9 protein-coding genes are annotated in these 12,826 nt (G+C 65.3%); 3 read left to right on the plus strand and 6 right to left on the minus strand.

The window, feature by feature from the left end:
- Positions 1–2,887: 2,887 nt before the first annotated feature.
- The gene (locus BN3789_RS00885; protein ID WP_079988994.1) at positions 2,888–3,790 is read left to right on the plus strand and encodes a PPK2 family polyphosphate kinase; all 903 of its coding nucleotides are present in this window, start codon (positions 2,888–2,890) and stop codon (positions 3,788–3,790) included.
- A 93-nt stretch (positions 3,791–3,883) separates the two neighbouring features.
- On the opposite strand, the gene BN3789_RS00890 is transcribed toward BN3789_RS00885, so the two are convergent.
- Positions 3,884–4,837 (minus strand): undecaprenyl-diphosphate phosphatase, encoded by a 954-nt coding sequence (locus BN3789_RS00890; RefSeq protein WP_066828816.1) that lies wholly within the window; start codon positions 4,835–4,837, stop codon positions 3,884–3,886.
- Between the two features lie 207 nt (positions 4,838–5,044).
- On the opposite strand from BN3789_RS00890, the gene BN3789_RS00895 reads away from it, so the two are divergent.
- The gene (locus BN3789_RS00895; protein ID WP_066828818.1) at positions 5,045–5,482 is read left to right on the plus strand and encodes a universal stress protein; all 438 of its coding nucleotides are present in this window, start codon (positions 5,045–5,047) and stop codon (positions 5,480–5,482) included.
- Between the two features lie 91 nt (positions 5,483–5,573).
- Here the strand turns inward: BN3789_RS00895 and BN3789_RS00900 are convergent, their stop codons facing one another.
- From BN3789_RS00900 to purH, 4 genes are all read right to left on the minus strand, one after another.
- Positions 5,574–6,641 carry a sensor histidine kinase gene (locus BN3789_RS00900; RefSeq protein WP_066828820.1) on the minus strand — a complete coding sequence of 356 codons (1,068 nt, stop codon included), beginning with the start codon at positions 6,639–6,641 and terminating at the stop codon, positions 5,574–5,576.
- Positions 6,642–6,649: 8 nt separating this feature from the next.
- Positions 6,650–7,315 carry a response regulator transcription factor gene (locus BN3789_RS00905; protein ID WP_066828822.1) on the minus strand — a complete coding sequence of 222 codons (666 nt, stop codon included), beginning with the start codon at positions 7,313–7,315 and terminating at the stop codon, positions 6,650–6,652.
- A gap of 100 nt (positions 7,316–7,415) precedes the next feature.
- Positions 7,416–8,111, minus strand: a complete 696-nt coding sequence (locus tag BN3789_RS00910; protein ID WP_147569465.1) for a hypothetical protein — start codon at positions 8,109–8,111, stop codon at positions 7,416–7,418.
- An 80-nt stretch (positions 8,112–8,191) separates the two neighbouring features.
- Positions 8,192–9,808, minus strand: a complete 1,617-nt coding sequence (purH, locus tag BN3789_RS00915; RefSeq protein WP_066828824.1) for a bifunctional phosphoribosylaminoimidazolecarboxamide formyltransferase/IMP cyclohydrolase — start codon at positions 9,806–9,808, stop codon at positions 8,192–8,194.
- A gap of 250 nt (positions 9,809–10,058) precedes the next feature.
- Here purH and BN3789_RS00920 point away from each other — a divergent pair, with 250 nt between their 5' ends.
- Entirely contained in the window at positions 10,059–10,694 is a 636-nt protein-coding gene (locus BN3789_RS00920; RefSeq protein ID WP_066828826.1) for a GNAT family N-acetyltransferase, read from the plus strand.
- Positions 10,695–10,763: 69 nt separating this feature from the next.
- Here the strand turns inward: BN3789_RS00920 and BN3789_RS00925 are convergent, their stop codons facing one another.
- Positions 10,764–12,677: a DUF2207 domain-containing protein gene (locus BN3789_RS00925; RefSeq protein ID WP_066828829.1), complete on the minus strand. Its 1,914-nt coding sequence runs from the start codon at positions 12,675–12,677 to the stop codon at positions 10,764–10,766.
- Between the last annotated feature and the right edge of the window lie 149 nt (positions 12,678–12,826).

Consider the following 12,826-nt stretch of genomic DNA (forward strand, 5'->3'; position numbering starts at 1 on the left):
CGGACGCCTTCGCACGCGTCGTGTGCGCGACGCCACTGCCGAACGTGGCGGGCTTGAGGCCGGCATCCGGGCTGATGCCCGTGTGGCGCGACACGCCCGATCCGCCCGTGGAGCGCGTGCGGGAGCCGAAGACGCGCCCGCCGTACATATCCGAACCCATGCCCGAGCCGAACGTGCCGCGGCGGTCGCCGCGCTTCTCCCAGCCGGTGCCCTCGAAACCGGACGACCCGATGCCGGAGAACTCGATGTGCTCCTCGGGGATCTCGTTGACGAAGCGCGAACGCGGGTTGGCCTGCGTCGAGCCGTACGTACGGCGCGTCGCTGCATAGGTCAAGAACAGGCGCTTGCGCGCACGGGTGATGGCGACGTATGCCAGGCGGCGCTCCTCCTCGAGCTTGCCCGGGTCGTCGGCCGCCGCGAAGCCCGCCACGTGCGGGAAGATGCCCTCCTCCATGCCGGCGACGAACACCGCGGGGAACTCCAGGCCCTTCGCCGAGTGCACCGTCATCATCGTGATAGCGCTCGCCTGCCCCGATAGCGCATCCAGGTCGCTGCGCAGCGCGAGCCACTCGAGCAGCGCGGGCAGGGCCGCGCAGGCGAGCGGGCCATAGGTGCGCTCGATCTCGTCGGCGACCAGGGCGGCCGGCAACGGCTCGACGGAGATCGGAAGAGCACACGTCTGAACTCCAGTCACCAGATCATCTCGTATGCCGTCTTCTGCTTGAAAAAAAAAAAAAAAAAAAAAAAAAAACAAGCAATGAGAAAAATACCAACTGTAAAAAAATTAGAAATAAATTCATACAAAAGTAACAACATCAACACGGCAAGCGCAGGAACTACAACGGACACAACAAAGAACACCACAACATAAACTAACAATTCTAAATTACCAAATGCGAACGAGACATATGACATAACACAAAACAACTCGCACTGACACTACCAGAACACACACAGCACGGCGGAAGCCTCGCCAGATCCGCCCGCCCCAGCCGGCAGGTCCGAGATGCCGGCGGCGCGCAGCTCCTCCAGGCTCTCGAGCGTGCCCTCAATATCCTCGTGCGTCTCCTCGAACTCCGCGGCGACGCCCAAGAATTCCTGGATGTTCTCCGCCCGGCTCTCGGCTTCCATGGTCCCCTCGGCGCGGAAGGCCTGCACCAGGCCGGCACGGTCGACGATCGCCTCGACGACGTCCTTGAGCTCGCCGCTCATGCGACGGCCCTCGCGCACGATGCCCACGAACGACGCGAGTCCGTTGCGGACCTTCGCGGAGAACATCCCCGTCTCCGCCGTCGCCAGCTCGCACGCCTGGAAGAACGAGCAGCGGTTCTGCTGGGCCAGCTGGTCGATCTTGGCGATGGACGTCGACCCGATGCCGCGGCGCGGCGTGTTGATCACGCGCTTGACGCTCATCTCGTCGGCGGGGTTCACGATCATCTTGAGATACGCCATGACGTCGCGGATCTCGGCGCGGTCGAAGAAGCGCGTGCCGCCCACGATGCGGTAGGGCACGCCGGCGCGCAGGAACATGTCTTCGAGGATGCGGGACTGGGCGTTCGTGCGGTAGAACACCGCGATGTCGTCGTAGCTCGTCCCCGCATCGTGCAGCTTGTCGATCTCCGCGGCGATCCAGCGGCCCTCGTCGCGCTCGTCGCTCGCCTGGTACGCCTGGATCTTCTCCCCGTCGCCCGCGTCGGTGAACAGGCGCTTGTCCTTGCGCTGCGAGTTGTGGCGCACCACGGCGTTCGCCGCGGCGAGGATGTGGCCGGTCGAGCGGTAGTTCTGCTCGAGCTTGACCACCTTGGCGTCGGGGAAATCCTTCTCGAAATCGAGGATGTTCGAGATGTCGGCGCCGCGCCAGGAATAGATCGACTGGTCGTCGTCGCCCACGACCATGAGGTTGTGGTACTTGGCGGCGAGCAGGTTCGCGATCTCGTACTGCACGTGGTTGGTGTCCTGGTACTCGTCCACGCTGATGTAACGGAAGCGGTCCTGGTACTTCTCGAGCACCTCGGGACGCGTGCGCAGCAGCTCCAGCGCGCGCACGAGCAGGTCGTCGAAGTCCATGGCGTTCGCGGCGCGCAGGCGGCGCTCGAGCTCCGCGTAGACGCGTGCGGCCTTCTCGGTCCTGGGGTCGTCGGCGCGGCTCGCCATCTCGTCCGGACCGATCATGGCGTTTTTGGCCGTGGAGATCTTGGAGCGAATCATGTTGATGGGGTACTGCTTCTGGTCGATCTCCATCGCGGCCATGATGTCGCGCACCAGGCGGCGCGAGTCATCGTCGTCGTAGATGGTGAACTGGCCGGTGTAGCCGAGCAGGTCCGCGTCCTCGCGCAGCATGCGCACGCACATGGCGTGGAACGTGCACACCCACATGCCGCGTGTGCCGTCCGGAAGCAGGGCCTGCAGGCGCTCGCGCATCTCGGCCGCGGCCTTGTTGGTGAAGGTGATGGCGAGAATCTGCCACGGGCGAACACCCAGGTCGGCAATCATGTGCGCGATGCGGAACGTCAGCACGCGCGTCTTGCCCGAGCCCGCGCCCGCAAGGACGAGCAAGGGGCCCTCGGTCGTGAGAACCGCTTCTTTCTGCGCGGGATTCAAGCCGTCGATGTCGACGACGGGACGAGCCGGCGCAGACGGCGCGGGCGCATCGTAGACATCGAGCGGGACCTGCTCGTATGCGGGCTCCTCGGCCGCACGGGCGGCCTGCATGTTTCTCTCCCACGGTAGTTGTTGCGGCAACGGCATGCGCGTACTCCAGACGATCGGCGGCCCGCTGCGGCGGGCCTGAGTTTGAGCCAAACCAGTATACCCGCACGCGTGGACAGCCCTCCTGCTCGGCCGGCACTTTTTGGGGAACAAGAACGAATGACGGACGGAGGAATCTATGAAGGTCGAAAAGGCTCTGAGCAACCTGACCATTACGAGCGGCAAGGGCTTCAAGCTCGAACGCGTGCCCTGCTCGTTCAAGGTCGACAAGCAGGAGCGCCCCGCCTGCGAGCAGCTGCTCGCCGAGAACAAGGCACGCATCGAGGAGCTGCAGGGGGCGCTGTACGCCGATGCGCGCGAGGGCGTCATCATCATCCTGCAGGCCATGGATGCCGCCGGCAAGGATTCGATGATCCGCCACGTCCTGGGAGGTATCAACCCCATCGGCATCGACGTCCGCAACTTCAAGCAGCCGTCGAACCTCGCCCTCACCCACGGCTTTCTCTGGCGCTCCTTCTCCGCCCTCCCCGCTCGCGGCAAGATCGCCGTGTTCAACCGCTCGTATTACGAGGAGTGCCTCGTGGTGCGCGTGCGCGGCATCTGGCGCACGTACCGCATGCCCGCGCGCTGCCTCGATATGGACGAAGACCAGTATTTCTCGGAGCGGTTCGAGGACATCCGCTGCTTCGAGCGCTACCTGACGCGCATGGGCCACCGCGTCGTCAAGCTGTTCCTCAACGTCAGCGCCGCCAAGCAGCGCGAGCGGTTCCTCGAGCGCATCGACGACGTGTCCAAGAACTGGAAGTTCTCGGAAAGCGACCTGTCCGAGCGCCTGCTGTGGAGCGACTACCAGCGCGCGTACGAGGAGATGATCGCCGGCACCGCCACCAAGCGGGCGCCCTGGTACGTCATCCCCGCGGACCAGAAGTGGGTCGCCCGCGCGTTGGTGTCCCAGATCATCCTCGACACACTCGAGGACATCGACCCGCACTACCCCGCGCTCACCAAAGAGCAGCGAGGGCGCCTCGCCGCATGTCGAGACGCCCTCGTGACCGGTCCCGCCGCCGACGTGGACCGGTAGGGATAGTACCGAAAAACAATGACAAACTCGTATTCATGCCTTCCCGGCGCGGCCGGGGCCGCCGTGCGCCCCGTGAGGAGCGCCGACCGACCGTTACAGGCCCAAGGCGGGAGCGATCGCGAAGAAGTACGCGAGCACCAGCACGCCGAGCACGATGCGGTACACGCCGAAGCCCTTGAAGTCGTGACGGCGCACGAAGCCCATGAGCCAGCGGATGGCGATGAGCGACACCACGAACGCGGTGAGGCAGCCCACGCCCATGATGGCCAGCCCGTTCGTGCCGAACGTGCCGCCGTCCACCACGAGGTACTTCACGAGCTTGAGCGCGCTCGCGCCGAACATGACGGGCACGGCGAGGAAGAAGGTGAACTTGGACGCGACGGTGCGCGTGCAGCCGAGCAGCAAGCCGCCGATGATGGTCGAACCGGAGCGCGACGTGCCGGGGATCAGCGACAGCACCTGGAAGCACCCGATGCCGAGCGCCGTCTTCCACGACAGGTCCTCAAGCGTGGTGATGGATCCGAAGTCCGTATCGCCCTCGTCCTCGGCAGGCGCCGCCGGGGTGGAAAAATGCGCGCCCGCGGGCCTGCCGACCACGAGCTCGCCGCTCTCGATCATGCGGCGGCGCTTGGCCGCGCGCCAGTTCTCGATCACGATGAACGCGATGCCGTAGACGATGAGGGCCGCTGCGACCACGGTCGAGTTGTAGAGATGCGCCTCCATGAAGTCGTCGAGCGGGATGCCGATTGCCGCGGCGGGGATGCAGCCGAGCACGATCTTGCCCCACAGCCTCCAGGTATCCTTGCGGCCCTGCTTGCCCTTCGAGGGCGAAAACGGATTGAGGTCGTGGAAGAACAGCACGCAGACGGCGAGGATCGCGCCCAGCTGGATGACCACCTGGAACATGTTCCAGAACTCTTCGGTGACGTTGAGCTTCACGAACTCGTCGACGAGGATCAAATGGCCCGTGGAGGAGATGGGCAGCCATTCGGTGATGCCCTCCACGACGCCGAGAAAAGCTGATTTCACAAGCTCGATGATATCCACAAGCACGCCTTTCACACGCTGAACAGGTCTTTCCGCCGCCGGAGCGGGGCGTTGACCTCTCATTATCGCCCGCCGTCCGTACCTGCGCAAAAAAAGCTGCGCGTTCACAGAATTATTTACCAACATGGAGAAGGTGCGGGTATAACGAGAGCAAGGCACGAAGGCCGAGTGGCGCGCCGTGCGCGCCATACGTTTAAGGAGGTACTCATGAACGAGGGCTATTCCAAGGTATTCGTTTCGCTCGACGGCACCGAACAGCAGGATTTCGTGCTGGCGCGCGCCATCAAGGTCGCAGCCAACAACGGCGCGAAACTCTACATCGGCCATGTCATCGACTCGACCGCGCTTGAATCGGCCGGATCATACCCGGTCGATCTGGTGAACGGGCTCGAGGAGGCCTTCCGCAACTCCATCGCCGAACAGGTCCAGGAAGCCGAGGAGAACCCCGATATCGCCGGCGTGGAGATCATCATCAAGGCAGGACGCATCCGCGAGACGCTGAAGGACGAGATGCTCGATGTGATCCAGCCCGACCTGGTGATGTGCGGCGCCCGCGGCCTCTCGTCGATCAAGTACGCCCTGCTCGGCTCCATCTCGACCTTCCTGCTCCGCAGCACGGAATGCGACATCCTGGTCGTGAAGTAGCTTCCGAGCAACAACAACGCGCAGAAACGGCACCTTCGGGTGCCGTTTCCATGATGGTGCCTATTGGGACGGGGTCATGCGCCCCACCCTGCTAATGCTCGAAATAGTGCATCTTGTTGGCCGGGAAGACGAGCGTGATCGCAAAGCCCTCCCCTTCCGTCGAATCCGCCCGCACGGAGATGCCCATCTTGTCGCACAGGCGGGAGACCAGGTACAGCCCGATGCCGGTCGAGCGCTTGCCGCTCCTGCCGTTCTCGCCGGTAAAGCCGCGGTCGAACACGCGCGGCAGGTCGGCCTCCGGCACGCCGCAGCCGTTGTCGCGCACGGTGAGCTCGATGCGCTCGTCCGCCTGCCCGCTTTGCAGCACGCGCCCGGAGAACTCGATGACGGCGCCCTCGGGACGCGCGTATTTCACGCTGTTTTGGATCAGCTGCCCTAGGATGAACTCCATCCACTTCTCGTCGGTGAAGACCTCGATATCGAGGTCCTTGCGCATCGGCGCCACGCGCGCGGCGATCATCGCCCGGGCGTTCGCCTTGATCGCGGCGGTCACGAGCACCTTTAAGGAGTAGCTGCGAATGAGGTAGTCGCGGTCGAGCGTCTCGGAGCGCGCAAAGAACAGCGCCTGCTCGATATAGCCCTCCACGCGGTCGAGCTCCTCCTCGAGGGCGTCGGCCTTGCGCAGCACCGCTTCGGCGTCGTCGTCGGCGGGCACCGCGTCGACAAGGTTCTCGAGCGTGAGGTGGGCGGCGGCCAAGGGCGACTTCGCCTCGTGCACCCAGGTCTCGACGTACTCGCGGTAGTCGGTCGTCTGGCGCCGGTACTCCGCCACGTCGTCGTTGGCCGCCTTTGAGATCGCGCGCAGCGCATCGTAGACGATCTCGCCCTCGATGAAATCCGGACGATGGATCATCTCGGTGATCCAAAGCGGGTGCTCGACATCGGCGGCGCCCGCACTCAGATCGCGGTAGAACGAACGGCGCTGCAGATACGACGTGACGCTCTCCAAGATGCCCGCGAACACGATCAGGGCCGCCACGAGCAGGGCGATCGCCAGGCCGGTCCCCGCCACCACCAGCATGAAGCAGCAAAGCATCGCCGTCGCCGCCACGATGAACACGTTGAGGTAGGACGACTTGAGATACGACCAGTACGACATGCGGCCCCCTACACCGAGTAGCCGCGTCCGCGATGCGTGGCGAGGTACCCCGTGACGCCGATCTTCTCGAGCGTGTTGCGCAGGCGGTTGATGTTGACCGTGAGCGTGTTGTCGTCCACAAAGGCGTCGGAATCCCACAGGTCGCGCATGATGGCCTCGCGCGACACGATCGTGCCGGCGTGCTTGATGAGCAGCGACAGGATGCGCATCTCGTTTTTGGTGAGCTCCACCTGCTTTCCGTTCGCGCTGGCGACGGAGCGCGCCAGGTCGAGCTCGACGCCGTTGTGGGAGATGACGTTGCGCTCGGGTGCCGCGGACACGCGCCGCAGCAAGGCCTGGATGCGGGCGACGAGGACGCGCGAGCTGTAGGGCTTGGACACGAAGTCGTCGGCGCCCATCGTCATGCTCATGACCTCGTCGATCTCGGTCACGCGCGAGGTCAGGACGATGATGGGGACCTCAGAATGCTCGCGCAGCTCGCGGCAGACGAACTGCCCGTCGGTACCCGGCAGGGTCAAATCGAGCAGCACGAGGTCGGGAGCCGCGGCGACGATGTCGTCCACGACATGGTCGAACGTCTCGCACGCCGCCGTGCGGTACCCGTTGCGCGCGAGCACCTGCGCCAGCTCGTGCCGAATCGGCTCGTCATCCTCGACGATATAGATCAACGCCATGCGGCCCCTCCTGTCGTGTTGTCGTCTGCCTCCATTATGCCGCGCGCGACGCTTTTTGGGACGGGGCCGACCGGTGCGAAAGCAATTGGCCAGCGCGTCCCTAAGCGAAGAGCTTGGCCACGCCGTCTGCCAGGAGCTTGGCGAAGGCGGCGTCAGCGTCCGAGGCGGACGCATCGCTTGCGGGCACCACGCCGTGCTCGTCGGAGACGAGCAGGACGGTACCGGCCGGCAGAGACCCCTCGGCATGCACGACGTTATGCCCGCAGGTTTCCGCCAGCTGCTCGACGAGCGTCATGGCGCCGCAGAGGGGCTCATCGGGCGCCGCGTCGACGATGAGCGAGCCGTCCGCCACCGCGCAGAGCACCTCGGGCGCCACGCCGGTCTCATCGCGCTCGGCGCGCGCGAGGGACGCCCGCGATACCAGCGCGGCAGCGGACGTATCCTCCAGCGGCTCGTACGCGCCGACCGTCATCGCGGCGTTGCCGTTCACGTCGACGACCATCATGAGCACGCCGCACGGGTCGTCGTACTCGCCTTCCGCCAGCGACCATTCCACATGCTGCTTGGCCCATGAGAGCATGTTGCGGGCGAGCGGCGCACCGTTGACCGTGCGCTGCGACAGCGCGCGGATATGGCGGTTGAGCAGCGGCACGCGGCGATGGGCCATGCGCCAGCGGCACACAAGCGCCGGCTGGTCGAGCGAGAACGTCTGCTCGCGCTCCTGCTGCTCGCAGAACTCCTCGTATTCCCGCTGCTCTTGCGGCGTGGAGAATATCTCGCTATCGAACTCGCTCATCGAACTCACTTTCTCGTAGGGAACAAAAACGGGGTGCGACCGCAGCCGCACCCCGTTAGGTCAGCTCGCGCCGGCCGCAGTTAGTGGCGGAAGTGGCGGGCGCCGGTGAACACCATCGCGATCCCGTGCTCGTTGCACGCCTCGATGGACTCATCGTCGCGCTTGGAGCCGCCGGGCTGGATGATGCAGGTCACGCCATGGGCCGCGAGCACGTCGACGTTGTCGCGGAACGGGAAGAAGGCGTCGGACGCGCAGGCGAAGCCGCCCTTCTCCCAGCCCATGCGCTCGCACGCGTCCTCGGCGCGCTCGCAAGCGAGCAGCGCGGAGTCGACGCGGTTCGGCTGGCCGGGGCCCATGCCGATGCCGGCGTTGTTCTTGGAGATGAGGATGGCGTTGGACTTCACGCCCTTGCAGACACGCCACGCGAACATGAGCTCGGCCATCTCGGCGTCGGTCGGCTTGCGATCGGTCGGGCAGGTGAAGGTCGCCGGGTCCTCGGCCACGGTGTCCACGCACTGCACGAGCACGCCGCCGTCGACGGAGCGAAGCTCGAGGGCGGCATGGCCCACGGCGCCACCCGTGGCGAGCACGCGCAGGTTCGGGCGCTTGGCCATGCGCTCAAGCGCCTCGGGCGTGTAGCTCGGGGCGATGATGACCTCGACGAACTGCTTGTTCTCGTCGGCGAAGTGCTCGACGAGCTCGAAGGGGACCTCGCGGTTGCACGCGATGATGCCGCCGAAGGCGCTCTTGGGGTCGCAGGCGAAGGCCATGTCGTAGGCGGTCGTGATGTCGTCCGCCGTGGCGGAGCCGCACGGATTCTGATGCTTCAGGATCACGCAGGCGGGACCGTCGAACTCGCGCACGAGGTTCCAGGCGGCGTCGGCGTCCAGGTAGTTGTTGTACGACAGCGGCTTGCCCTGGATCTGCTCGGCCCCAACCAGCGGGTTCGCCGAGGAGCCCTTCTGCGCGAAGCCGTCGGCAAAGCGGTAGATCGCGGCGGTCTGCTGCGGGTTCTCGCCATAGCGCAGGTCGTCGACCTTCTCCAGGCGCAGGTCGAAGGACGCGGGCGGCTCCGCCTGCTCAGACGCCTCGGACGCCTGGGCGGCGAGCCACGTGGAGATCGCGGTGTCGTAGGCGGCCGTGGTCTGGTAGACCTTCAGCTGCAGGCGACGGCGGGTCTCGAGCGTCGTGGCGCCATCGTGGGCGGCCATCTCGGTCAGGATGCCGGCGTAGTCGGACGGGTCGGACACAACGGTCACCGAGTCGGCGTTCTTCGCGGCGGAGCGCAGCATCGAAGGACCGCCGATGTCGATGTGCTCGATGGCGTCGGCGAAGGTGACGTCGGGGTTGGCCACGGTCTTCTCGAACTCGTACAGGTTCACGACGACCATGTCGATCATGCCGATGCCGTGCTCAGCGGCCTCCGCCATGTGCTTGGGGTCGTCGCGACGGGCCAGAAGGCCGCCGTGCACCTTGGGATGCAGGGTCTTCACGCGGCCGTCCATCATCTCGGGGAACCCGGTGTACTCCTCGATAGGGATGACGGTGACGCCGCCCTCTTCCAGTGCGCGAGCCGTGCCGCCCGTCGAGATGATCTCCACCCCGTAGACGGTCTGCAGCTCGCGAGCGAACTCGACGACCCACGTCTTGTCGGTCACCGAGATCAAGGCGCGCTTGATCTTCACGTCTGTTGCCATGCAACCCCTCCTTCTTGTTGGCGCCCGCGGCGGTCGTACCTTCAACGGGCGAACTACCTTTCTAATGTAGCGCAACGCCTGCAGGCCGACCGGAACGCGCGAGACATTTTGAAGAAAATGCCAAGATGCCGTGGCGCTCATGAGGAAAAGCGCCTCCGAACGGAGGTAAACACGAAGACGTCATATCTCGGAGGGCATCTGGTGATAGAACCGACATGTAACGATACGCATCGACCGCACGGGAGCCGGCATGGTGTCAAAGGTCTCGTACCGCCCTTTCGATGAAACCGATTTCGACGAGCTCGCAGCCATCATGCAGCTCCATTGGCATGCGAGGAGCGCCAACGACGCCTACAACTACCTCGAGGCGTGCGACGATCTTGCCTACTGCCTCTCCACCTCGACGTTTTCCCAGGTCGCACGTATCGACGATACGCCATGCGGCATCGTGCTGGCACGCGCCGGCGCCGTCGACGGCAACTGGGAGAGGCGCTGGCTCGACGCCTCGAGCGACTTCATGGAACAGATGCGCGCAATCGACCCGGACGCCCAGCGGCGCTATCGCGACTTCATCGAGGCGTCCGTGCGCGTCAACGAGGACATGATCGGCCGCGCGGGCATCAACACCGATAGCGAGATCACGCTGCTCGCCGTGGCTTCGACGGCGCAGCATCTGGGCATCGGCTCCGTGCTGCTCGATGCCGCCTCCTCCTACGTGGCATCATGCGGGTTCACGGAGACGTACCTGTGCACCGACACGGACTGCACCTGGAAGTTCTACGAGCAGCGCGGGCTCAAGCGCATCGCGACGCACCGCGCGACACGCGAGGAGCGCCACCTGCTCCCGCGCGAGATGTACCTCTACAGCCTGGACCTCTCGAGCTGAGCAGCGACGCGCCGGGCGCCCCATAGCGAATAGGGGCACCCGGCGCAAAAGCAGGCGATCGGCGCTTTCCTAAAACGTGCCGCCTCCGCCACCGCCGACACCGCCGCCTCCGCCGACGGAGAAGCCGCCTCCCGTGCCCGCCCCCGAGCTGTCGAGACTCGTCGCGACCTCTGCCATGGATGCCGTCTGGACCTCGTTCATCTCGTGCGTCGGCGCATGCAGGCGGCCGTGGGGATAGCACCACCAGTAGATCGGGTAATAGTAGCCGCCGTATGCGTCCTCGCGCAGGTCGCGCGGAACGGCATCGGCGAGCTGGCGCAGCACCTCGTCGGACACGCCCAGGGCGACCGCCATGACCAGCAACTTGTTCCACAGCACCAGATCGCCCGGAACCGCCTCGTTCAGGCGCGTGAAGTCCTCGAGCCACCGCTTGAGGGCCTCGCAGCGCTCGCGCAGCTCAACGCCCTCCTGCGAGTACACGCGATACGTCATGGCGACGACGACGGCCACCACGAGCAGGGCCGTCGAGATGATGAAGGCCGGAAGATTCGCGAGGTCGGTCGCAAAGAAGAAGACGAGCGACGCGATGAACAGCGCGGCGGCGATACCCACGGCGACCGCCTTGAACGAACCGCCGTCGGTGCGGACGAGCATCCTCATCTCCAGGGCCGCCCGGATCTCCGCCTTCATGTTCTCGACGCGGTCGTTGTAGCCCTCGACGTCATCGGCCGCGGCATCTTTCATCTGGTCGAAGCGTATCTCCGTGACCCCGTCCGCAGCATCGCCGAAATACAGGTCGAGCGCCGCGCGGTCGATGGGAGCGGTCGCGGCATCGCGGTCGACCAGATGCAGTCGGTACTCGTCGCGCTGCTTCGTGCCGAACAGCCCGTCCTCCTCGATGGTCTGCACGTCGAGGGAGATGACGCGGTCGTCGGTCAGCTTCATGAGCGTCGCCACGAACGCGCGGTTCGGCACGTCCCCGTCGTCCATGAACGTCGCGATGACCGCGGGGTGATCGGCAGACGGCACATCGCGGAAATAAGTCTCCTGGAACACCGGCTTGGGGCTGCGCCCGCGCGTGTACTTGAGGTAGCCGATGATCGCGAGAAACAGCGCGGGCAGGCCGACCTGCGCGACGCTTCCCGCGGCGAGGACGGTGCGCGCCTGCTCGCGGCGCGCGTTCGCCTCCTCCGCCCATGCCTGCTCCTCGTCGAGGATCTTGTCGAGGCGGATCTCGGCAGAAGCCTGCAGGGTCGGCACCCACGATACCGGGAACGCGGCGCGAACCTCGGAGAACTCCCCCTCATGAACGCGCGGCACCGCGCAGCGAACGGCATGCGCGGCCTCGTCGATGGCGACCGTGCCGTCGAGCGGGCCGTGCGCCCACGCGTGCAGGCTCGATCCGTCCGATGCCGAAGATGCCAAGGCGCCAGCGAAATCAACGGTCAGCTCGACGTCGCAGGAGTCCTCTTCCCAATCCGGGCCGACGAACTGCCAGTACAGCTCCGCGGTGTCGACCCAGGCCATCACGGCGCCCGTCATGCGATAGGAGACCGTGACCTGCGCGGTGTCGCCGTCTTCCTGGGGCGTGAAGACCTTGAGCTCCAGCCCGTCCTCGGACGTCGACACGGTATACACGCCGCTCTCGCCTGCCTCGGCGCTCTGCGCGGGAGCAAACGGGATCGTGGCGCCGTCCTCGGCAACGGAGACGTCGGAGATCTGGACGGAAGATTCCACGCCCTGCTCGTTTTGGGAGGTGGGGATCGTCCAATACACGCCGTTGATGTCATCGTCGAACTCGAACGTGCGCGTCTCGGTCACCGCAAGCGTGCCGTCGGGCTGGACCGTCGCGTGGATACCGACGGCGGGCATCTCGAAGGAGTCGGCATAGGCCGCAGCGGGAACCAACATGCACAGGGCGCACGCCACCACCGCGAGCACATGACGGGCGCGCAGACCAACGTGGCCGGAAACGATGCTCATAAGCAGGCCTTTCAAGTAAGGAACGCTCTCGTTTGAGCATATTGTACCTAGAGTGCGCAGCGCCGCGAAGGGCATTCATGTCCGTGCGAGAGGGTATACTTTGTTCGACAGCGCGAACATGACGATTCGCGCCCCGACTGCGACGTTGA

Origin of the sequence: Collinsella ihumii (assembly GCF_900046475.1) — a bacterium.
GTDB lineage: Bacteria > Actinomycetota > Coriobacteriia > Coriobacteriales > Coriobacteriaceae > Collinsella > Collinsella ihumii.

What these genes read in the sequence shown, in the direction of transcription:
- BN3789_RS00925 (WP_066828829.1), bottom strand. Translation starts at nt 12,677, where the DNA reads ATGAGCATCGTTTCCGGCCACGTTGGTCTGCGCGCCCGTCATGTGCTC.
- BN3789_RS00895 (WP_066828818.1), top strand. Translation starts at nt 5,045, where the DNA reads ATGAACGAGGGCTATTCCAAGGTATTCGTTTCGCTCGACGGCACCGAA.
- BN3789_RS00910 (WP_147569465.1), bottom strand. Translation starts at nt 8,111, where the DNA reads ATGAGCGAGTTCGATAGCGAGATATTCTCCACGCCGCAAGAGCAGCGG.
- BN3789_RS00885 (WP_079988994.1), top strand. Translation starts at nt 2,888, where the DNA reads ATGAAGGTCGAAAAGGCTCTGAGCAACCTGACCATTACGAGCGGCAAG.
- BN3789_RS00920 (WP_066828826.1), top strand. Translation starts at nt 10,059, where the DNA reads ATGGTGTCAAAGGTCTCGTACCGCCCTTTCGATGAAACCGATTTCGAC.
- purH (WP_066828824.1), bottom strand. Translation starts at nt 9,808, where the DNA reads ATGGCAACAGACGTGAAGATCAAGCGCGCCTTGATCTCGGTGACCGAC.
- BN3789_RS00900 (WP_066828820.1), bottom strand. Translation starts at nt 6,641, where the DNA reads ATGTCGTACTGGTCGTATCTCAAGTCGTCCTACCTCAACGTGTTCATC.
- BN3789_RS00905 (WP_066828822.1), bottom strand. Translation starts at nt 7,315, where the DNA reads ATGGCGTTGATCTATATCGTCGAGGATGACGAGCCGATTCGGCACGAG.